Here is a 19,310-nt window from a genome sequence, read left to right on the forward strand (position 1 = left end):
CCGCAGCCTCACATCTTCAGGTAGACCGGCCCCTCGCCGCCCTGCGGCGGCACCCAGGTGATGTTGCCGTTCGGGTCCTTGATGTCGCACGTCTTGCAGTGCACGCAGTTCTGCGCGTTGATGACGAAGCGTGGCTCGCCGCCCTCCTCCACCCATTCGTAGACGCCGGCCGGGCAGTAGCGGGCCGACGGGCCGGCAAAGACGTCGTGCTCGCTCGCCTTCTGCAGCACCGGGTCGGCGACGCGCAGGTGCACCGGCTGATCCTCCTCGTGGTTGGTGTTCGACAGGAACACCGAGGACAGGCGGTCGAAGGTGAGAACGCCGTCGGGCTTCGGGTATTCGATCGGCTTCGCCTGCGTCGCCGGCAGGAGGGTCGCGCTGTCGGGCTTGCCGTGGCTCAGCGTGCCAAAGGGCGAAAGCCCTGTGAGCTCGTTCGCCCACATGTCGACGCCGCCCAGCACCACGCCGCCCAGCGTGCCGTATCTCGACCAGAGCGGCTTGACGTTGCGGACGCGGCGGAGGTCGCGGCCGATCTCCGAGTCGCGCCAGCCCGCCTCGAACCCGGAGAGTTCGTCATGCGCGCGGCCGTCGGCGATCGCGGCGGCGGCGTGCTCGGCCGCCTGGATGCCGGACAGCATCGCGTTGTGGCTGCCCTTGATCCGCGGCACGTTGAGGAAGCCGGCCGAACAGCCGATCAGCGCACCGCCCGGGAAGACGGTCCGCGGCACGCTCTGCCAGCCGCCCTCGGTGATCGCGCGCGCGCCGTAGGAGAGGCGCCGGCCGCCCTCGAAGACGTCACGGATCGCCTCGTGCGTCTTGAAGCGCTGGAACTCCTCGAACGGGGAGAGATGCGGGTTGCGATAGTTGAGGTGGACCACGAACCCGACGGCGACCAGGTTTTCCTCGAAATGATAGAGGAACGAGCCGCCGCCGGTGCGCTGGTCGAGCGGCCAGCCGAAGCTGTGCTGAACGAGGCCCGGCCGGTGACGGTCCGGCGCGACCTCCCAGAGCTCCTTCAGGCCGATCCCGAACTTCGGCGGGTCGCGCCCCTCGTCGAGCGCGAAACGACGGATGAGGTCCTTGGCGAGCGAGCCCCGCGCGCCCTCGGCGACGAGCGTGTACTTGCCGAAGAGCGCCATGCCGCGCTGGTAGTTCGGCCCCGGCTTGCCGTCGCGGCCGACGCCCATGTCGCCGGTCGCCACGCCGACCACGCGGCCCCGGTCGTCCGTCAGGATCTCGGCGGCCGCGAAGCCCGGATAGATCTCGACGCCGAGCGCCTCGGCCTTCTCGCCGAGCCAGCGGCACACGCTCCCGAGCGAGACGATGAAGTTGCCGTGATTGTCCATCAGCCGCGGCATCATGAAGTTCGGCAGGCGGATCGCGCCGGACGGGCCGAGATAGAGGAAGCGGTCCTCCGTCACCGGGGTGCGGACGGGCGTCTCCTCGCTGCGCCAGTCGGGCAGCAGGCGGTCGAGGCCGATCGGGTCGATGACCGCGCCGGAGAGGATGTGCGCGCCGACCTCCGAGCCCTTCTCCAGGACGACGACGGAGAGTTCGGGCGCGATCTGCTTGAGGCGGATTGCCGCCGACAACCCCGCGGGCCCGGCGCCGACCACCACGACGTCGTATTCCATGCTCTCGCGCTCGGGCAGCGCGTCCTGGTCGCTCATGATGGCTCCTCACCCGCATCAGCGGCGCCGATGGCACGAAAGTCTGGATAGACAGCGGCCCGGCGGCTGTCCACCGGTCAAGGAGCGCGAGCGACGGCCCACGGCGCATGGACCGCGACACGATCCGCTTTGCGGCTCTTCTCCCGTTGTGACAAGGAAGGCCATGGTCGGGACCGTCGACACGCGCGCCATCGAGGCGCTGCTCGCCTTCTATGCCGAGGCAGGCGTCGATCTCGCCCTGGACGAGGCGGGAACCGACCGCTTCGCGCTGTCCGCGGCGGAGCAGGCGAACCGGCGGCGGCCCGCGGAGCCGCGGGAGCCCCGCGCGGGTGCTCCTGCCCAATCGCCTACATCGGCGCGGCAGCAAGCGCCGGAACCCGCCCGCCCCCCGGCCGGCCAGCGGCTTGCGCAGCCGGCGGTCGCGATGCCTTCGGAACGCACGGCGATGCTCGCGCGGGAAGCGGCCTCGAGCGCCGGCTCGCTCGCCGAGCTCGAGGCCATCCTCCGCGGTTTCGAAGGCTGCAACCTCCGCCTGACGGCGACGAACCTCGTCTTCGCCGACGGCAATCCGCAAGCGCGCCTGATGCTGGTGGGCGAGGCGCCTGGGCTCGAGGAGGACCTGCAGGGCCTGCCCTTCGTCGGGCGCTCGGGCCAGCTCCTCGACCGCATGCTCGCCGCCATCGGGCTCGACCGCGGCTCCGTCTACATCGCCAACGTGATCCCCTGGCGCCCGCCCGGGAACCGTACGCCGACCCCGCAGGAGACAGAGATCTGCAAGCCGTTCATCAGGCGCCAGATCGAGCTCGTCGACCCGGACGTGCTGGTCCTTCTCGGCGGCGCTTCGGCGAAGGTCATCCTGGAGACGGCCGAAGGCATTACGAAGCTCCGCGGCAAGTGGCGGACCTACGAGACCGGCCGCCGCGCGGTTCGCACTATGGCGACGCTGCACCCGGCCTATCTGCTCCGCCAGCCGCTCCAGAAGCGGCTCGCCTGGCGGGACCTGCTGGACGTGAAGAAGGCGTTGAAGGGCGGATGAGCGCTGCGCCGCATCCGCCGTGCACGATACGAGCCGAAGAGGACACCCATGCCGGGCATCGACGAGAACCGCCCCTTCATTCCGTTGAAGATCGCCGTGCTGACCGTCTCGGATTCGCGGGACATGGCGAACGACAGGTCGGGAGACACCCTGGTCGGCCGTATCGAGAACGCCGGCCACGTCCTCGCGGACCGGGCGATCGTCACGGACGACGTGGAGCGGATCCGGGCGGTGGTGCGGCGGTGGATCGCAGATCCGGGCGTGGACGTCGTGATCACCACCGGCGGTACCGGCTTCACCGGCCGCGACGTGACCCCGGAAGCCGTCGAGCCGCTCTTCGAGAAGCGCATGGACGGGTTTTCCACAGTCTTCCACAGGCTGTCCTACGACAAGATCGGAACATCCACGATCCAGTCGCGCGCGACCGGCGGCGTCGCCGGCGCCACCTATATCTTCGTCCTGCCGGGCTCGCCGGGAGCATGCCGCGACGCGTGGGACGGCATCCTTCAGGCGCAGCTCGACTACCGGCACATGCCCTGCAACTTCGTGGAGATCATGCCGCGCCTCGACGAGCACCTCCGGCGCGGCGCCGGCGAAGGCTGAGCTACGGGCGCGCGGGTACGATCCTCGCATCGAGCTTGCCTGCGGCACGTCCCGACGCCACCGCGCCAAGCGAATCGCTGGAAGCGGCGACGGATCGGAAGCGGTCGCGGCGGATGAGAAGGCCCGAGGCGAGCGGCCGCCCGCGCGGCCAAACCCTTGCGAAGAATGAGCCTTTCACTCTGCGGAAGCGCGCGGGTGCCTCGCGCGTTCCGCCCCAGCTCCGAGCCGCGGCGGTCCATCCGTCCTCGAGCGTGGCGCCGGCCTCCAGCAGCAGTAGCCATTCGCCCCGCCCGTGCTCCGCCGCCTGCGACGGCGATTGCCCGGCCAGAAGGACGGCGCCCGAGACTTCCGTCACCGCCGCAACGTCTCCGTTCCTCTCGCGGGCGAAGACGAATGCGTCCTTCACCACGCCCTCGACCGCCGCCGGAACCAGGCTCGCCAATGTCCGCGCGAGCCCCTCCGGGTCGTCTCGGTACTCGATGAAGGCGGAGATCATCCGGCCCTCTTAGAGGCTGCGCAGCCGGGGCACCAGACCAGGCTCAAGCGGACCCTTTTTGTTCTTGTTTTATTCTCACGGCTGACCTAGTGTCCCGTCATGGCACAGATGCAGCATCTCCAGACGGTACCCGGCACGAAGCCAAGCCGCGGCCGCCCCCCCGGCGCGCCCGTCGCATGCGAAATCCTGCCCGACAGGCGTCGCGGCCGCGGCGCGCAAACGAACGTCTCCGGCCGTTACGAGCGCGAGGAGCGGATCGCCTTCGACGACGGCTGGGAGACCATCGAAGACCTCCCGCCCATCCGCACCGAGGTGCAGATCGAGAAGGCGAAGCGGATCATCACGCGCAATGCGTCGCCGGACATCTCCTTCGACCGCTCCATCAACCCCTATCGCGGCTGCGAGCACGGCTGCACCTACTGCTTCGCGCGCCCGACGCACGCCAACATGGGCCTGTCGCCGGGGCTCGATTTCGAGACCCGCCTATTCGCCAAGCCGGATGCCGCAGCGCTCCTCGAGAAGGAACTGGCGGAGCCCGGCTACGTCCCGAGGACGATCGCCATCGGCACCAACACCGATCCCTACCAGCCGATCGAGCGCGAGCATCGGATCATGCGGCAGGTGCTGGAGGTCCTCTCGCGGACGAACCACCCGGTCGGGATCGTCACGAAATCGGCGCTCGTCGCGCGCGACATCGATATCCTGGCTCCGATGGCCGAGCGCGGCCTGGCGCGCGTGGCGCTCTCGGTCACGACCCTCGACCGCAAGCTCGCCCGCAGCATGGAGCCGCGGGCGGCGACGCCGACGAAGCGGCTCGAGACGATCCGGAAGCTCTCCGAGGCGGGCATTCCCGTCACCATCATGACGGCCCCGATCGTCCCTGCCCTCACGGACATGGAGATCGAGCGCCTGCTGGAAGCCGGAGCGGCTGCCGGCGCGCGGCAGGCCGGCTACGTGCTCCTGCGGCTGCCGCTCGAAGTCAGCCCGATCTTCCAGGAATGGCTGATGGCGAACCATCCGGACCGCTACCGGCACGTCCTCTCGGTGATGCGCTCGATGCGCGGCGGCAAGGATTACGATTCGAACTGGGGCACCCGGATGCGCGGCACGGGTCCCTATGCCTGGCAGATCGGCCGCCGCTTCGAGCTCGCCGCGAAGCGGCTCGGGCTCAACGCCGAGCGGCAGCCCCTGAGGACGGATCTCTTCAAGCCGCCCGTTCCGATCGGTGGACAACTCAGCCTGATCTGAAGGACGCATTGCCTGACCTGCGCTCCGGCGCTATCGCGAGTCCATGGGTGCAGTGGGCAATGCGGCGATCGTCGCCGATTTCCGCTTCGAGCGGCAGCTCCTGGCGGCGGGCTTCCGGCGCGTGGCCGGGATCGACGAGGCCGGGCGCGGCCCGCTCGCCGGGCCGGTGGTCGCGGCCGCCGTCGTGCTCGACCCCGACCGCATCCCCGAAGGCATCGCCGATTCCAAGGTGCTCGATGCGAAGCGCCGGGAGGAGCTCTTCGGCGCCATCTGCGGCGTCGCCGAGATATCCTTCGCCTTCGCCTGTGTCGCGACCGTCGACCGGATCAACATCCGGGAAGCGACCCTTCAGGCCATGCGGAACGCCCTCCTCGGCCTCTGCCGCCCCGCCGATGCCGTTCTCATCGACGGCCGCGACGTGCCGCGGCGGATCCCCGTGGAGACGCGCGCCGTCATCGACGGCGATGCGCTCTCGCTCTCGATCGCAGCGGCCTCGATCGTGGCGAAGGTCGTGCGCGACCGGCTGATGACGCGCTGCGACGACGTGTTCTCAGGATATGGGCTGGCGAGCCACAAGGGCTACTCGACGAGGGCCCATCAGGCGGCGCTCGCAGCCCTCGGCCCATGCCGCCTGCACCGCCGGAGCTTCTCGCCGGTCGCGGCCCTGATCCCGGCCGTCTGACGCGGGCCGCCCGACACTGGCTCTTGGCCGGACGCAGAAACGGCGGCCCGCCGGACCGCCGTTCAAGACTTCGGGTGCCGCTCGATCAGTTCAGATTGCTGCGAACCTGCTCTATCGAATCCCGCACGAGCCGCTGGCCGGTCTCGCCGCTCCCCCGTTCGGAAAGGATACGCGTGGCGGCCTCCGCGGCGACGTCGACGGCGCGGCTGCGCACTTCCGCGATCGCCTGCACTTCCGCCTGTCCGATGCGCTGTTCCACAAGCCGGGTCCGGCGCTCGATGTACTCGCCCATGCGGAGCTGCGCCTCGGTCGCGATCGCCTCGGCCTCGCGGCGGGCCTGATCCACGATCGCCTCGGCCTCCTCCTCGGCTTCCTGGCGGCGGCGCTGGTAGTCGGCGAGCAGCGCCTGCGCCTCCTCGCGGAGCCGCCTCGCCTCGTCGAGGTCGCGGCGGATGCGCTCGGCCCGGGAATCGAGCCAGTCGGCCGCCATCGCGGGCACCTTCAGGTAGACGAGGATGCCGAGGAAGGCGATCAGGGCCATGAAGGCCCAGAACGAGGCCCACGCTGTCGCGTCCATAATCAGCTCCTCTCGGACATGGCGGCGTTGACCGCGTTCTCGATCTCGCCGCGACCGACCTCGGGGCCGATCAGCACCTCGACGATCGCCTCCGCCGCATCCTTGGCGATCGCGTCGACGTCGCGGAGCGCGCCCGACTTGATTTCGGAAATCCGGCCTTCGGCCGCCGCGACCCGCTCGTCCAGTTCGGATTCCAGCCGGGCCCGCTCGGCGTCGAGCTCGGCCTTCACCGCGTCCCGGGCCTCCTGGGCGATGGCGTGCGCGTGCTGGCGGGCCTCCGCGAGCGCCTGCTCGTAGGCGGCGATCGCCTCGTCCGTCTCCCGCTTCAGCCGCTCGGCCTCGGCGAGGTCGTCGGCGATGCGGTCGTTCCGCTCCTCCAGGATCGTGGCGATCCGCGGCAGCGCGACCTTGCTCATGAGGTAATAGAGCAGGCCGAAGCTGATGATCAGCCAGAACAGCTGGGAGGCGAAGGTCGAGGGATCGAACGGCGGAAAGGCGCCATGCGCCCCGTCCCCGTGCGCCTCCGTCGCTGCGACCGTTTCGGTCGTCTCGCCGTGCGTCTGTGCAAAAGCCGGTGAGATCACCCGCGCCTTCTCCAATGCTTGCGGGCCGCCGAGGTCGACGGCCCGAGACAGTCAGGTCGCGGAGATCAGACCGCGAAGATCAGGAGCAGCGCGATCAGCAGCGAGAAAATGCCGAGCGCTTCCGTCACGGCGAAGCCGAAGATCAGCCGGCCGAACTGGCCGTCGGCGGCCGACGGGTTGCGCAGCGCGCCCGCCAGATAGTTGCCGAAGATCGTGCCGAGGCCGATGCCGGCGCCGCCCATGCCGAGGCAGGCGATACCGGCACCGATGAAGGCAGCAGCTTGCGGATCCATGTTGAAACTCCTTTGGTCGATCGGATTGAAACAGGGTTGCGGGTTGCGACCGCCCCTCAGTGCGAGGGATGGATCGCGTCGTTCAGGTACATGCAGGTGAGGATCGCGAAGACGTAGGCCTGCAGGAATGCCACCAGGAACTCGAGCGCGGTGAGCGCGATCGCCATCAGGAACGGCAGTATCGCGCCGCCCATGCCCACCACACCGAACGCGCCGAGGCTGACCACGAAGCCGGCGAAGACCTTCAGCGTGATGTGGCCGGCCAGCATGTTGGCGAAGAGGCGGACCGAAAGGCTGATCGGGCGGGACAGGAACGAGATCACCTCGATCAGCACGACGAGGGGCACGAGATAGCCCGGAACGCCCTCCGGCACGAAGAGGTGCAGGAAGCGCGTGCCGTTCCGGTAGAAGCCGTAGATGACGACCGTCAGGATGACGAGGAGCGCGAGCGCGAAGGTCACGATGATGTGGCTCGTGACCGTGAAGAAATAGGGGATCATCCCGAACAGGTTCGCGAACAGCACGAACATGAAGAGCGAGAAGACGAGCGGGAAGAAGCGCATGCCCTCCGAACCGGAGGTTTCGCGCAGCATGCCGGCGATGAACTCGTAGGACATCTCGGCGAGCGACTGCATCCGGTCGGGCACCAGGCCGCGCCCGCGGGTGGCGAGAATCAGGAAGCTCGCGATCGTCCCGACCACGAGGAACATGAAGAGCGCGGAATTCGTGAAGGCCAGATCAAGCCCGCCGATCTCGCCGAAATCGACGATGTCGTTGATCGCGAACTGATGGACCGGATCGACCCGGGAAGCGTCTGCTTCTGTCGCCACGCCAAAACCCTTCTTTCGCCCGAACGGGCCAGATCAGCTCCGCGGCTCGCCGCCGCCATTGGCCGGACCGTCGGTCCGGCCGGCATTCGTCGTCATCTTCCCCGCCGTGCGCAGGACGTTCGCGACGCCGGCCGCGAAGCCCAGCATGAGGAACACGATCATGCCCCACGGCGCGGATCCCGCCAGCTTGTCGAAACCCCAACCGAGCCCCGCGCCGACGATGATGCCGGCGACGAACTCGCTGGCGAGCCGAAAGGCCAGCGCGTAATTGGTCCCGGCGGTTCGTGTCGGCCGCGCCGCTTGCGTGCGTTCCGCACGTTCCGCGTTCAGCGACTGGGACAGGCGGTTCAGCCGCCGGGCGAGATCGGCATCGGAAGCCGGGGCCCGTCTGCCGCCGTCACCTGCAGGATCGTCCTGCGTCATGTCGATCTCCGTCCAATCGACCCGACGTCGGGCGGCCGCACAAGTGCACCGGCGGGTAAGGCCCCTCCGAAACCGCGCGCACCATAGTTTTGCCCCCAAAGGGTGTCAAGGACACCGCATACGAACATAAGTGGCTGATCCGATTAGGTTTTCTGGAACCTGACGGTGGTGCGGCATTCCGTCTTGCGGCAAGAGCCGATCCGGAGCGTCAGCTTGCCTCGCGCATCCGCTCCGCCGTCTCCAGATCGACGGACACGAGCTGCGACACCCCCCGCTCAGCCATCGTCACGCCGAACAGGCGGTCCATGCGCGCCATGGTGATCGGGTTGTGGGTCACGACCAGGAAGCGGGTCTCGGTCTGGCCGCGCATGTCCTCGAGGAGCGCGCAGAAGCGCTCGACATTGGCGTCGTCGAGCGGGGCGTCGATCTCGTCGAGAACGCAGATCGGGGACGGGTTGGTGAGGAAGACCGCAAAGATCAGCGCCATCGCCGTCAGCGCCTGCTCGCCGCCCGAAAGAAGCGTCATCAGCTGCGGCTTCTTCCCGGGCGGCCTCGCCATGATCTCCAGCCCCGCATCCAGAGGATCCTCGGAGCCGACCAGCATCAGTTCGGCCGAACCGCCGCCGAAGAGCCGCGTGAAGAGGCTCTGGAAATGTGCGTTCACGGCCTTGAAGGCTTCGAGCAGACGCTCCCGCCCCTCCCGGTTGAGGCCCTGTATCGCCGTTCTCAGCCTGCGGATCGCCGCCTCGACGTCGGCGCGCTCGCGCTCCATCGTGGCGCGGCGCTCCTCGAGATCGGCCGCCTCCTCCTCGGCGCGCAGATTGACGCCGCCGAGGCGCTCCCGCTCCGCCTTCAGCCGTTCCAGACGCGTCTCGATCGCGATCGGCTCCGGCAGAGGCGCGCCGGCCTTGACGTCGGCAAGCTCGGCGAGCTGATCCGGGCGCCGGGCGAAGACCTCCCCGATCCGGCGGGCGAGATCGTCGCGCGCCTGGCGGGCAGAGGCGACACGCTCCTCCTCGCGGGCCTTGGCCTCGCGCGCCGAGGATAGCGTTTCGACCGCGGCACGCGCGCGGCGGGCGGCGTCCCGATGCGAAGCCTCCGCGGCCGCCAGCGTCGCCGCGCTGCCGGCAGCGCCCTCTTCGGCAGCGGCAATCTCGCGCACGACCGCCCTGCGCCGGGCATCGAGCGTGTCCGGCAGCTCGTCCGCCTGCTGGAGGTCCCGCTCCGCCGCGGCAAGCCGCGCGTCCAGCTCAGCCATGCGGACGGCGGCGCGCTCAGCGCGCTCCGCCCAGCGGGCGCGATCCGTGGCGACGGCCTCCTGGCGGCGCCGGCGGCCCGCGGCCCGACTTGCGGCCTGCTCCGCCGCCGTTTGCGCCTCGCGGGCCGCCTGCTGCGCCGCGGCCGCGTCGCGAGCGGCCGCGTCACGCCGCGCGGCGAGATCGCCGGCATGCGGGAGCGCCACCAGCGCTTCGGCTGCGGCCCGGCCATCGCCGGCCAGCCGCATCTGCTCCGCCTCGAGCCTTTCCACGGTCGCCGCAAGGGCCGACCGGCGTTCCGCCTCGCGGGCGAAGCGGCGTTCCGCCTCGGCGGCGGAACTGCGGGCCGAGTCGGCCGCGCGGCGCGCGTCGCGCGCGGCTGCCCGTGCCTGGGCCAGCCGACCTTCGAAATCCTGCCGCGCCGCGCGGGCCGCAGCCAGGGCCGCGGCCGCCCCGGACGCGCGGTCCTGCGCTGCCTTCACCTCGTCGACGAGGGCGACCAGGCGGTTCTTCTGCTCCAGGCGCTTCGCCGCGGCCGTCGGCGCACCGGCGCGGACGGTGAAGCCGTCCCAGCGCATGAGGGCGCCGTCGCGGGTCACGACGCGCTGGCCGCGGGCGAGCGTCGAGGCCGCGGGAAGCGCTTCCCCTTCGGGCACGATGCCGACCTGGGCGAGGCGGCGGGCCAGCGCGGCCGGCGCCTCGACGCGTGCCGCGAGCGACTCGCAGCCGGCGGGAAGGCCCGGCTCTCCATCTACGGCATCGGCGCCACCCCAATGCCCGGGTGCCTCGGGATCGAGCGGCGCGTCGAGGTCCTCACCGAGCGCAGCCACGAGGGCCTGTTCGTAGCCCGGGGCGGCGCGGATCGCGTCGATGACCGGCGAATGCCGCCTGCCGCCGTCGATCTCCAGAACGCGCGCCAGCGTCTTCGCTTCGGCCTGCAGCGCGCTCAAGGCGCGCTCCGCCTGGTCCCGCGGCGGCCCGGCGACGCGCTCGGCCTCACCGGCCCCAGCGAAATCGGCCTCGGCGGACTGGAGAGCCGCCTCCGCATCCCTCAGGCGAGACAGCGCGGCCTCCAGGGCCGAAGCGGCATCGCCGCACCCGGCCTCTACATCCGGCCGAGCGGCCGCGTCCCTCTCCGCCGTTGCCCGTGCGAGGTCGGCGCGCACCCGCTCGAGACGGGCGTCGCAGTCGCGGACGACCCGTTCGGCGGCGGAGCGCTCGGCGGTCGCTGCGGCAAGCGCTTCCGATGCGCCGGTCAAGGTCTGCTGCGCCCGCACGGCGTCGGCGAACAGGGCTTCGGCCCTTCGGCGTGCCGCCTCCACGGCCGACGCCTCGCCGTCGCAATCCCGCCGCAGGCGCTCGTCCTCGGCCTCCAGCGTCGCGATCTGCCCCTTCGCCTCCTGCGCGATCTCCTGCTCGCGCCGAAGGTCCGTCCGGGTCTGGACCACCCGATCGGAGAGTTCGCGGCGGCGTGCGGACATCCGCTCGGCTTCGCGCTCGATCTCGGCGGCGGCAATCCTGAGCCGGTCCAGGGCGGCGGAAGCGGCGGCCGCCTCGTTCCGCAGCCGCGGCAGGCAATCGCCGGCGACCGCCTCGTCCCGCGCCGCCTGGCCTTGTGCCGCCATCGCGTCGGCGAGCGCCGCAAGCGCGCTCCCGTGGGCGCGCTCCGCTTCGGCGAGGCGCTCCACCGCGGCGTGCCAGCGCACGAGCGACAAGGCCGCCTCGGCCTTGCGGATCTCGCCGGAGAGGTTGCGGTAGCGCGACGCCTGGCGCGCCTGGCGCCGGAGCGATTCGAGTTGCGCGGAGATTTCGGCGGTGACGTCGTCGAGGCGCGCGAGGTTCTGCTCGGCCTGTCCGAGCTTCAGCTCGGCCTCGTGCCGCCGCGCGTGCAGCCCGCCGATGCCGGCTGCGTCCTCCAGGATGCCGCGGCGCTGGACGGGCTTTGCCGCGATCAGTTCGCTGACCTGCCCCTGCCGGACGAGCGCCGCCGAGCGGGCGCCCGTCGCTGCGTCCGCGAACAGGAGCTGGACGTCCCGGGCGCGCGCCTCGCGGCCGTTGACCCGGTAGACGGAGCCGAGATCGCGCTCGATGCGGCGGGCGACCTCGATCTGCTCGCCGCCGGGAACGCCGGTCGGGAGCGCCCTGCCCGCAGGCGTCGTGACCGACAGCCTGACCTCGGCCCAGCTGCGCGCCGGACGGGCGTTCGTGCCGGCGAAGATGACGTCTTCCATGCCGCCGCCGCGCAGCGCCTTGTGCGAGCTCTCGCCCATCACGAAGCGGAGCGCCTCGACGAGGTTGGACTTTCCGCACCCGTTCGGCCCGATCACGCCGGTCAGGCCGGGCTCGATCGGCACGTCGACCGGCTCGACGAAGGACTTGAAGCCCGTGATCCGGAGACGCGTGAACTTCATGCCCGGGCCAGACCGAGCCCGGGGCGGGGCGCTTCCTCAGAGGAGCGGTTCGATCTCCTTGTCCAACTCCTCAAGCGACAGCGCTCCGGACATCTTCTTGCCGTTGATGAAGAAGGTCGGGGTGGCTTCGACGCGGAACTGGTTCGCCGCCCGCTCCTTCTCGGCATTCAGGCCTTCGAACATGGCCTGATTCGAGAGGCAGGCGTCAAAGCTTTCCTTCGAGAAGCCGAACTGCCTGGCGATGTCGAGGATCGCATCGTAGGGCTGCTGCGAGCGCCCCCAGTTCTGCTGCTGCTCGAAATAGACGTCGACCACGTTGAAATACTGGTCGGCAGGGGCGCAGCGGGCGAGCATCGCGATGCCGAACGCGGCGGCATCCAGCGGGAACTCGCGGAAGATGTAGCGGACCTTGCCGGTGTCGACGTACTTCTCCTTGAAGGCGTCGAGCGTGTTGTTGTGGAAGCTCGCGCAGTGCGGACAGGTCATGGAGGCGTATTCCACCACCGTCACCGGCGCAGCGGAATCGCCCAGCACCTTGTCGCCGAGCGGCGGCGCGGCATGGAGGAGGTTCGTGTCGACCGCCTCCTGCGCGAGCGCGAGCCCCGGCACGGCCATGACGAGCCCGACGGCTGCGGCGCCGAGCACGAATGTTCTCCGATCGAGCAGCATCTGGATTCCCTTGAGGCTAGTTTTCACTGTTGTCGCCGTCTCGCCCTGAATAGGGCCTGAATTGCGGCATGCAATGCCGGGCCGTCACTTCGGCGGCGTGACCGGCGGCGGGACGGGTCACGATCGCGCGAGGACCGCCCTGCCGAGTTCCAGGAGCGAAGCACGCAACCCTTCGTCGGCGTGGTCGAGCCGGCGCTCCAGTCCGTCCATCTTCGCCGGGTCGGGCTCCCGGGGCGTCGGGGCGGAGCGTCGGGCCGCCCCCACCGGATGCTGCACGATCTTGATCGCACCGACGGCGGAATGGCCGAAATAGCCGTTCACCCGCTGCCGCACCGGCTCCAGTTCGTAAGAGAGCTGGAGCGCGACGGAGGGGTCGCAGCGGACGACGAGCGTCGCGGCACGGCCGTCGCGCGGCCAGCGGATGCGCTCGGGAATGGTCAGCGCCGCATAGGCCTCGCCCACGATCTCCGGCCACCAGGCCACGATCTCCATCCGCGCGAGGCCGCGCTTGCGCAGCACCGGATCGAGCGTCCCGGCGACGAGATCGCCGACCGGCTTTGCCGACGTCCAGCCCGGCTGCGACATCTGCTGCCACTCCTTCCCGGCTTGCGCGCCGCCGATCCGGCTGCACAGTGGGGCGATGTCTCGAGCATTAGACGATGGCGCGTTCGCCGGGAAGCAGGAGGACCCATCGGCCGTCGATGCGGCCTCGCTGCTCGCCTGGTACGACCGGCACGCCCGCCGCCTGCCCTGGCGCGTCGGGCCGGCGGAGAGGCGGCGCGGGCTGCGGCCGGATGCGTATGCGGTCTGGCTTTCGGAGATCATGCTGCAGCAGACGACGGTCACGGCGGTCGCCCCCTATTTCCACAGCTTTCTCGCGCGCTGGCCGACGGTCGCGGATCTGGCCGCCGCCCCGGAGACGGAGGTGATGGCGGCCTGGGCGGGGCTCGGCTACTATTCGCGCGCCCGCAACCTCATCGCGGCGGCCCGCGCAATCGCCGCCGCGGGACGCTTTCCGGAGACCGCCGCCGGGCTCGCCGCTTTGCCGGGGATCGGCGCCTACACCTCGGCGGCGATCGCCTCGATCGCATTCGGGGAGCCGGCGCCCGTCGTGGACGGAAACGTCGAGCGCGTGATCGCGCGCGCCTTTGCGATCGCGACGCCGCTCCCGCGCGCCAAGGCGGAGATCCGCGATCGGCTCGCGCCGCTCGTGCCGGCCGATCGTCCGGGAGAATTCGCCGAGGCGCTGATGGATCTCGGCGCGACCATCTGCACGCCCAAGCGTCCGGCCTGCGCGCTCTGTCCCTGGCGCGATGGCTGCCGTGCACTTGCCGCCGGCACGCAGGCGGCGTTTCCGGTGAAGGCACGGAAGCCGCCGCGGCCAGTCCGGCACGGCACCGCCTTCGTCGCCGTGCGGGGCGACGGGGCGATCCTCCTCCGGCGCCGCCCCCCGAAGGGCCTCCTCGGCGGAATGGCGGAAGTGCCCGGCGGGCCGTGGGGCGACGATCCGCACGCGCCGACCGAACCGCCGCTCGACGCAGCGTGGCGGATCGCGGACCGCTCGATCACCCATGTCTTCACGCATTTCGAGCTCCGCCTCACGATCATGCAGGCGGACCTGCCCGACCACTCGGCGCCGCCGGCGGGGTGCTGGTGGAGCGGCCGCCATGAGGTGAACGGCGAGGCCCTCCCCTCGGTCATGCGGAAGGCGATCGCCGCCGCATGCCCGGATGCCCTCTTCGTCCAGAGGAAGCCATGACGCCGATCCGGCACATCGTGTTCGACATCGGCAACGTGCTCCTGCCCTGGCACCGCGACCGGCCGTTCCGAACGCTCATTCCCGACGCGGGTGAGCGCGAGCGCTTCCTGCGCGAGGTCTGCAGCATGGAATGGCACCTGACCCTCGATGCGGGCGAGCCGGTCGAGGCGGCGATCGCGGCGCTCGCCGAACGGCATCCGGAACAGGCCGATCTCATCCGCGCCTACCGGACCGGGTGGCTCGACATGTTCGAGGGGGCCGACGAGGAGGTGGTGGCAATCCTCTCCGAACTGATCGGTTCAGGCCACGACGTGACGGCGCTCACCAATTTCAATCAGGACCTCTATGCGATCACGGTCCCCGCCTTCCCGTTCCTGGGATGGTTTCGCGGCGTGACCGTCTCCGGCGCGGTGCGCCTCACCAAGCCGGATCCGGCGATCTACGCCCGCCACGCGGAAAGCTGCGCGCTCGCGCCCGCCGCGACGCTCTTCTTCGACGATTCGCCGCCGAACGTGGCGGCGGCGCGGGAAGCCGGCTGGCACGCGGAGCTGTTCACCGGTGCCGGCCGCATGGCGGAGGATCTCGCCCGCTACGGGATTCCGCTCACGCATGAGGAGAGTAGCGCAAATTTGACTTCCGGCTCGGGGAGCACTCAGGCGTTTCCCTGAGCCGAGGCCGCCGGCCTGGCGTATGATCTTTCCCGCGCTCGCAGCCGGGAGGAAACGTCATGTCGGCATTCAATGTGGTGCGCTTCCGCGTGAAGCCGGGGCGGGAGGAGGAGTTCCTGGAGCCCCACCGGAACATCCGCGATGAGCCGACGGGATTCCGCCGCGCCACCGTCGTGCAGACCGGCGAACACGCCTATTGCTTCATCGGGGAATGGGATGCGTTCGAGAACATCGCCGCTGCGCGGAGCTGGATGATCGGCATCCTCGACACCTTCCGCGACACGCTGGAGGATCTCGGGAGCGGGCTCGGCGTCACCGATCCCGTGTCGGGAACGGCCGTCGTGGACATCGCCGGCACCGCCGAGCGCAGGGTCGCCTGACGCTCGGGGGCGCGGCTCTCAGGCCCATACCACGCGCCTGAGCTCCTCGCGCAAGGCATCGATCGGCTCCAGCCGGCCGGCCCTTGGATGGTGCCAGAAGGTCCAGCCGTTGCAGGCTTCCAGCCCCTGCACGGCTGCGCCGACGCGGTGGATGGAACCCTCGTGCGTGCGGCCGCCGGCGCGGCACAGCAACGAGCCGTCGGCGCGCACCGTGGCCGCGAAGCGCCTGCGGCTGTCGGTCAGCGTCGCGCCGGCGGAAAGCAATCCGGTCTCCAGCAGGTTGCCGAACGGGATGCGCGGCGCGGCGCGCTTGCCCTCGACCACCTTGAGATCGGCGCCCGCAGCCGGCTCCACCGTCGCGATCCTGCGCTCGGCGGCGGCGATATAGTCCGGATCGCGCTCGACGCCGACGAAATGGCGCCCGAGGCGCTTGGCGACAGCCCCGGTCGTGCCGGTGCCGAAGAAGGGATCGAGGACGACCTGCCCGGGCCGCGTGGTGGAAAGGAGCACCCGATAGAGCAGCGCCTCCGGCTTCTGCGTCGGATGGACCTTGCGCCCCGACCCGTCCTTCAGCCGCTCCTCCCCCGTGCAGATCGGAATGACCCAGTCGGAGCGCATCTGGAGGTCCTCGTTGAAGGCCTTCAGCGCGTCGTAATTGAACGTGTAGCCCTTCGCGTCCTGCGCGCGCGACGCCCAGATCAGCGTCTCGTGGGCGTTCTGGAAGCGCCGCCCGCGGAAGTTCGGCATCGGGTTGGTCTTCCGCCAGACCACGTCGTTGAGGATCCAGAAGCCGAGGTCCTGCAGGATCGCCCCCACCCGGAAGATGTTGTGGTAGGAGCCGATCACCCAGATCGCGCCGGTCGGCTTCAGCACGCGCCGGCAGGCGAGCAGCCAGGCCCGCGTGAACGCGTCGTATGCGGCGAAATCCGAGAAGCGGTCCCAATCGTCGTCGACGGCGTCGACCTTGGACTGGTCGGGCCGGTGGAGGTCGCCGGCGAGCTGCAGATTGTAGGGCGGGTCGGCGAAGACCAGGTCGACGCTGGCCGCCGGCAGCCTCTCCAGCGCGCTCACGCAATCGCCGCGGATGATGGTGTCGAGGTAGGACGCCCCGGCAGAGGGAACGGCGACCGCTGCTTCGCTACGCATGAGAACTCCCGAACTCCTCGGGAGAGACTCGCCCAGCACGGTGAAGCCGGGGTTAGGAAACACGGTGAACGGGTAGTTAGGAAGCACGGTAAACGCCGGGTAAACGCCATCCAGCCGGTTCCGGCGTGCTGCCGGGGCTGCTATAGAGCCGGCGCTGTACCTCGGGATCGGGATCGGAAGATGGGGCTTTCCAAGGTTTTGCGGCTCGCGACGGGACCGCTGCTCGCGCTCGCCCTCGCCGCCTGCCAGGGCTTCGGCGGCGGCTCGGGGGGAAGCGCCCCCGCGACGGAAGCGCAGCCGCTCGACGTCCGGCGCTTCATCGGCCCCGATTATTGTCCGCCGCTCCGTGTCCGCCAGGGCACGGAAGTGCTGCGCCGGTTCGACCGCGGCCGCGAGAACGACCAGTCGGCCGTGATCTGGCAGGCGTCGATCGGGAACACCGCGCGGGAATGCCTCTATGACGGACAGGGCAACCTGCTGATCCGCGTCGGCGTCTCGGGCCGGGTCGTGGCAGGTCCGAGGGGCGGGCCGGCGACGGTCCCGGTGCCGCTGCGGATCGCCGTCACGCGCGCCGGCGAATCGGTCGTCAGCTCCAATCTCTATCGCCTGAGCGTCACGATCCCGCCGGAACTCTCGACGGTCTTCACCGAGGTCTACGAGATCACCGTGCCCTCGCCGGGCAACCACCGGGACTACCTGATCTATCTCGGCTTCGACGAACAGGCCAAGGGCTGATTCCGCAACGCAGCGATTGACAGGCGCGACCGGCTCGGCAAGTCTCGCGCCCGCGGGTCACGCCACGGCCCGCGTGAAATACGCCTTTACGGGAGAGTTCCCGCCGATCGCGAGGCCGGCGGGGCGCCGAAGGAGCAACCGCCCCGGAAACTCTCAGGCCCAAGGACCGTGAAGGCGAGCGGCGCTCTGGAAAGCAGCCGGCGGAACCGTCAGGATTCCGGCCGGCTCACCGAAGGAGTAACCGGGCCAGACCCGGGAATCTCTCAGGTCCTGCGACAGAGGGGGGCACGAACGGCGAAGGCCGACGTGCGTTCACCTTAGGCAGGAGCCGGAATGACCGAAGCACCAGGCGATCTCCGAACGACACCGCTCTTCGACCTCCACCGCGAGCTCGGCGGCCGCATGGTCCCGTTCGCCGGCTATTCGATGCCGGTCCAGTACGAGGGCATCCTCGCCGAGCACCGCTGGACGCGCGAGAGCGCCGGGCTGTTCGACGTGTCGCACATGGGCCAGCGCGTGCTCGCCGGCGCCGAACATTCCGGCGTGGCCGCAGCGCTCGAGGCGCTCACGCCGGGCGCGTTCGCCGCTCTCGGCGAGGGGCGGATGCGCTACACGCTGCTCCTGTCCGAGACCGGCGGCATCATCGACGACCTGATGGTCACCCGCCCCGCCGGGGCCGACGGCAGGCTCCTCCTCGTCTTCAACGCAGGACGGAAAGAGATCGACGACGCCTATTTCGGCGAGCACCTGCCCGCAGGCATCGGGTTGCGCAGCGAGGAGGATCGCGCGCTGCTCGCTTTGCAGGGACCGAAGGCGGTCGACGCCCTCGCCCGCCACTGCCCGGACGTCGCCGGCTTGAAATTCATGAACGCGACGGAGACGACCTTCGACGGCACGCACTGCCTCGTCTCGCGCTCCGGCTATACCGGCGAGGACGGCTTCGAGATCTCGATCCCGGCCGCGGAGGCGGAGAAGGTCGCCCGCGCGCTCCTCGCCGAGCCCGAGGTCAAGCCCGTCGGCCTCGGCGCGCGCGATTCGCTCCGCCTGGAAGCCGGGCTCCCGCTCTACGGCCACGACCTCGACGAGACGACTTCCCCGGTGGAGGCCGGGCTCGCCTTCGCCGTCGCCAAGGCGCGGCGGGAGACGGGCGGGTTCCCGGGCTCGGACAGGATCCTGCACGAGCTTGCGGACGGCCCGCGGCGCCTGCGTGTCGGCATCCGTCCCGCCGGCCGCGCCCCCGTCCGGGAGGGGGCCGAGATCCTCGGCCCGGGCGGGACCCGCATCGGCGAAGTCACCTCGGGCGGCTTCGGCCCGACAATCAATGCCCCGGTCGCGATGGGCTACGTCGCCGCCGCCTACGCCGCCCCGGGCACCGCGATCCAGGTGAGCGGGCGCCGCGGCCCGGAGCCGGCGGAGATCATCGCCCTGCCCTTCGTGCCACCCCGCTACGTCAGATGATCAGGAGAGAGACCATGGTGCTGCGCTACACCAAGGACCACGAATGGGTCAGGACCGAGGGCGACATCGCCACGGTCGGCATCACGGCCTACGCCGCCGACCAGCTCGGCGACGTCGTCTACGTGGAGCTGCCGGAGGTCGGGCTGAAGGTGAAGAAGGGCGAGTCCGCCGCGACGGTGGAATCGGTGAAGGCGGCGAGCGACATCTACGCGCCTGTCTCCGGCGAGGTGGTCGAGGTGAATGCCGAGCTCGGCGACGCGCCGCAGCGCGTCAACGAGGCGCCCGAGACGGGCGGCTGGTTCATGAAGCTCCGCCTCTCCAACCCCGCCGAGCTCGACGCCCTGCTGGACGACGAGGGCTACGGCGCCTTCACCGAGACTCTGTAG

21 protein-coding genes and 1 riboswitch are annotated in these 19,310 nt (G+C 70.3%); of the genes, 10 read left to right on the forward strand and 11 right to left on the reverse strand.

The features are described from left to right. Window positions 1-8: 8 nt before the first annotated feature. Window positions 9-1,670 (reverse strand): 4Fe-4S dicluster domain-containing protein, encoded by a 1,662-nt coding sequence (locus ACUN0C_RS07540; RefSeq protein WP_445465720.1) that lies wholly within the window; start codon window positions 1,668-1,670, stop codon window positions 9-11. Window positions 1,671-1,833: 163 nt separating this feature from the next. Between ACUN0C_RS07540 and ACUN0C_RS07545 the strand changes: the two genes are divergently transcribed. Together ACUN0C_RS07545 and moaB are read left to right on the forward strand one after the other, a co-directional pair. After that, a complete protein-coding gene (locus ACUN0C_RS07545; protein WP_445465977.1) occupies window positions 1,834-2,706 on the forward strand; it encodes a uracil-DNA glycosylase family protein in 873 nt (290 codons plus the stop codon). A 48-nt stretch (window positions 2,707-2,754) separates the two neighbouring features. Next, window positions 2,755-3,309 carry a molybdenum cofactor biosynthesis protein B gene (gene moaB / locus ACUN0C_RS07550; RefSeq protein WP_445465721.1) on the forward strand — a complete coding sequence of 185 codons (555 nt, stop codon included), beginning with the start codon at window positions 2,755-2,757 and terminating at the stop codon, window positions 3,307-3,309. A gap of 1 nt (window position 3,310) precedes the next feature. On the opposite strand, the gene ACUN0C_RS07555 is transcribed toward moaB, so the two are convergent. Continuing rightward, window positions 3,311-3,805, reverse strand: a complete 495-nt coding sequence (locus tag ACUN0C_RS07555) for a glycosyl transferase family 2 (protein ID WP_445465722.1) — start codon at window positions 3,803-3,805, stop codon at window positions 3,311-3,313. A 108-nt stretch (window positions 3,806-3,913) separates the two neighbouring features. Between ACUN0C_RS07555 and ACUN0C_RS07560 the strand changes: the two genes are divergently transcribed. Both ACUN0C_RS07560 and ACUN0C_RS07565 read left to right on the forward strand, forming a co-directional pair. Further along, the gene (locus ACUN0C_RS07560; RefSeq protein WP_445465978.1) at window positions 3,914-5,053 is read left to right on the forward strand and encodes a PA0069 family radical SAM protein; all 1,140 of its coding nucleotides are present in this window, start codon (window positions 3,914-3,916) and stop codon (window positions 5,051-5,053) included. A gap of 43 nt (window positions 5,054-5,096) precedes the next feature. After that, the gene (locus ACUN0C_RS07565) at window positions 5,097-5,735 is read left to right on the forward strand and encodes a ribonuclease HII (RefSeq protein ID WP_445465723.1); all 639 of its coding nucleotides are present in this window, start codon (window positions 5,097-5,099) and stop codon (window positions 5,733-5,735) included. 85 nt (window positions 5,736-5,820) lie between these two features. On the opposite strand, the gene ACUN0C_RS07570 is transcribed toward ACUN0C_RS07565, so the two are convergent. From ACUN0C_RS07570 to ACUN0C_RS07605, 8 genes are all read right to left on the reverse strand, one after another. After that, complete coding sequence (locus ACUN0C_RS07570) at window positions 5,821-6,312, reverse strand: F0F1 ATP synthase subunit B family protein (RefSeq protein WP_445465724.1); 492 nt, start codon at window positions 6,310-6,312, stop codon at window positions 5,821-5,823. Between the two features lie 2 nt (window positions 6,313-6,314). Further along, window positions 6,315-6,896: a F0F1 ATP synthase subunit B gene (locus ACUN0C_RS07575; RefSeq protein ID WP_445465725.1), complete on the reverse strand. Its 582-nt coding sequence runs from the start codon at window positions 6,894-6,896 to the stop codon at window positions 6,315-6,317. A 65-nt stretch (window positions 6,897-6,961) separates the two neighbouring features. Further along, a complete protein-coding gene (locus ACUN0C_RS07580) occupies window positions 6,962-7,189 on the reverse strand; it encodes a F0F1 ATP synthase subunit C (protein WP_161140049.1) in 228 nt (75 codons plus the stop codon). Between the two features lie 56 nt (window positions 7,190-7,245). Continuing rightward, the gene (locus tag ACUN0C_RS07585; protein WP_445465726.1) at window positions 7,246-8,019 is read right to left on the reverse strand and encodes a F0F1 ATP synthase subunit A; all 774 of its coding nucleotides are present in this window, start codon (window positions 8,017-8,019) and stop codon (window positions 7,246-7,248) included. Between the two features lie 33 nt (window positions 8,020-8,052). Then, window positions 8,053-8,442 (reverse strand): AtpZ/AtpI family protein, encoded by a 390-nt coding sequence (locus tag ACUN0C_RS07590; protein WP_445465727.1) that lies wholly within the window; start codon window positions 8,440-8,442, stop codon window positions 8,053-8,055. A gap of 208 nt (window positions 8,443-8,650) precedes the next feature. After that, window positions 8,651-12,109 carry a chromosome segregation protein SMC gene (gene smc, locus ACUN0C_RS07595; protein WP_445465728.1) on the reverse strand — a complete coding sequence of 1,153 codons (3,459 nt, stop codon included), beginning with the start codon at window positions 12,107-12,109 and terminating at the stop codon, window positions 8,651-8,653. A 36-nt stretch (window positions 12,110-12,145) separates the two neighbouring features. Further along, the gene (locus ACUN0C_RS07600; protein WP_445465729.1) at window positions 12,146-12,805 is read right to left on the reverse strand and encodes a DsbA family protein; all 660 of its coding nucleotides are present in this window, start codon (window positions 12,803-12,805) and stop codon (window positions 12,146-12,148) included. A gap of 90 nt (window positions 12,806-12,895) precedes the next feature. Next, window positions 12,896-13,363, reverse strand: a complete 468-nt coding sequence (locus tag ACUN0C_RS07605) for a DUF721 domain-containing protein (protein ID WP_445465730.1) — start codon at window positions 13,361-13,363, stop codon at window positions 12,896-12,898. Between the two features lie 55 nt (window positions 13,364-13,418). On the opposite strand from ACUN0C_RS07605, the gene mutY reads away from it, so the two are divergent. The 3 genes from mutY to ACUN0C_RS07620 are packed head-to-tail and all read left to right on the forward strand — an operon-like array spanning window position 13,419 to window position 15,585. Beyond that, window positions 13,419-14,537 carry an A/G-specific adenine glycosylase gene (gene mutY, locus ACUN0C_RS07610; RefSeq protein WP_445465731.1) on the forward strand — a complete coding sequence of 373 codons (1,119 nt, stop codon included), beginning with the start codon at window positions 13,419-13,421 and terminating at the stop codon, window positions 14,535-14,537. Continuing rightward, window positions 14,534-15,205, forward strand: a complete 672-nt coding sequence (locus tag ACUN0C_RS07615) for an HAD family hydrolase (protein ID WP_445465732.1) — start codon at window positions 14,534-14,536, stop codon at window positions 15,203-15,205. The genes mutY and ACUN0C_RS07615 overlap by 4 nt, the downstream gene beginning before the upstream one ends. Window positions 15,206-15,264: 59 nt before the next feature. Beyond that, a complete protein-coding gene (locus ACUN0C_RS07620) occupies window positions 15,265-15,585 on the forward strand; it encodes a DUF718 domain-containing protein (RefSeq protein WP_445465733.1) in 321 nt (106 codons plus the stop codon). A gap of 18 nt (window positions 15,586-15,603) precedes the next feature. Here the strand turns inward: ACUN0C_RS07620 and ACUN0C_RS07625 are convergent, their stop codons facing one another. Then, window positions 15,604-16,731, reverse strand: coding sequence for a site-specific DNA-methyltransferase (locus ACUN0C_RS07625; RefSeq protein ID WP_445465734.1), 1,128 nt, complete (start codon window positions 16,729-16,731; stop codon window positions 15,604-15,606). Between the two features lie 180 nt (window positions 16,732-16,911). Between ACUN0C_RS07625 and ACUN0C_RS07630 the strand changes: the two genes are divergently transcribed. The 3 genes from ACUN0C_RS07630 to gcvH all read left to right on the forward strand — a co-directional run bounded on the left by ACUN0C_RS07630 (window position 16,912) and on the right by gcvH (window position 19,310). After that, window positions 16,912-17,466: a hypothetical protein gene (locus ACUN0C_RS07630; protein ID WP_445465735.1), complete on the forward strand. Its 555-nt coding sequence runs from the start codon at window positions 16,912-16,914 to the stop codon at window positions 17,464-17,466. A 79-nt stretch (window positions 17,467-17,545) separates the two neighbouring features. Continuing rightward, window positions 17,546-17,645, forward strand: a riboswitch (glycine riboswitch). 154 nt (window positions 17,646-17,799) lie between these two features. Then, the gene (gene gcvT / locus ACUN0C_RS07635) at window positions 17,800-18,924 is read left to right on the forward strand and encodes a glycine cleavage system aminomethyltransferase GcvT (protein WP_445465736.1); all 1,125 of its coding nucleotides are present in this window, start codon (window positions 17,800-17,802) and stop codon (window positions 18,922-18,924) included. A 17-nt stretch (window positions 18,925-18,941) separates the two neighbouring features. Then, window positions 18,942-19,310 carry a glycine cleavage system protein GcvH gene (gene gcvH / locus ACUN0C_RS07640; protein ID WP_445465979.1) on the forward strand — a complete coding sequence of 123 codons (369 nt, stop codon included), beginning with the start codon at window positions 18,942-18,944 and terminating at the stop codon, window positions 19,308-19,310.

The organism is Faunimonas sp. B44, from assembly GCF_052655945.1.

Coding starts and splice junctions, on each gene's coding strand:
- ACUN0C_RS07540 (WP_445465720.1), bottom strand. CDS start 1,670: ATGAGCGACCAGGACGCGCTGCCCGAGCGCGAGAGCATGGAATACGAC.
- ACUN0C_RS07545 (WP_445465977.1), top strand. CDS start 1,834: ATGGTCGGGACCGTCGACACGCGCGCCATCGAGGCGCTGCTCGCCTTC.
- moaB (WP_445465721.1), top strand. CDS start 2,755: ATGCCGGGCATCGACGAGAACCGCCCCTTCATTCCGTTGAAGATCGCC.
- ACUN0C_RS07555 (WP_445465722.1), bottom strand. CDS start 3,805: ATGATCTCCGCCTTCATCGAGTACCGAGACGACCCGGAGGGGCTCGCG.
- ACUN0C_RS07560 (WP_445465978.1), top strand. CDS start 3,914: ATGCAGCATCTCCAGACGGTACCCGGCACGAAGCCAAGCCGCGGCCGC.
- ACUN0C_RS07565 (WP_445465723.1), top strand. CDS start 5,097: ATGGGTGCAGTGGGCAATGCGGCGATCGTCGCCGATTTCCGCTTCGAG.
- ACUN0C_RS07570 (WP_445465724.1), bottom strand. CDS start 6,312: ATGGACGCGACAGCGTGGGCCTCGTTCTGGGCCTTCATGGCCCTGATC.
- ACUN0C_RS07580 (WP_161140049.1), bottom strand. CDS start 7,189: ATGGATCCGCAAGCTGCTGCCTTCATCGGTGCCGGTATCGCCTGCCTC.
- ACUN0C_RS07590 (WP_445465727.1), bottom strand. CDS start 8,442: ATGACGCAGGACGATCCTGCAGGTGACGGCGGCAGACGGGCCCCGGCT.
- smc (WP_445465728.1), bottom strand. CDS start 12,109: ATGAAGTTCACGCGTCTCCGGATCACGGGCTTCAAGTCCTTCGTCGAG.
- ACUN0C_RS07605 (WP_445465730.1), bottom strand. CDS start 13,363: ATGTCGCAGCCGGGCTGGACGTCGGCAAAGCCGGTCGGCGATCTCGTC.
- mutY (WP_445465731.1), top strand. CDS start 13,419: ATGTCTCGAGCATTAGACGATGGCGCGTTCGCCGGGAAGCAGGAGGAC.
- ACUN0C_RS07615 (WP_445465732.1), top strand. CDS start 14,534: ATGACGCCGATCCGGCACATCGTGTTCGACATCGGCAACGTGCTCCTG.
- ACUN0C_RS07620 (WP_445465733.1), top strand. CDS start 15,265: ATGTCGGCATTCAATGTGGTGCGCTTCCGCGTGAAGCCGGGGCGGGAG.
- ACUN0C_RS07625 (WP_445465734.1), bottom strand. CDS start 16,731: ATGCGTAGCGAAGCAGCGGTCGCCGTTCCCTCTGCCGGGGCGTCCTAC.
- ACUN0C_RS07630 (WP_445465735.1), top strand. CDS start 16,912: ATGGGGCTTTCCAAGGTTTTGCGGCTCGCGACGGGACCGCTGCTCGCG.
- gcvT (WP_445465736.1), top strand. CDS start 17,800: ATGACCGAAGCACCAGGCGATCTCCGAACGACACCGCTCTTCGACCTC.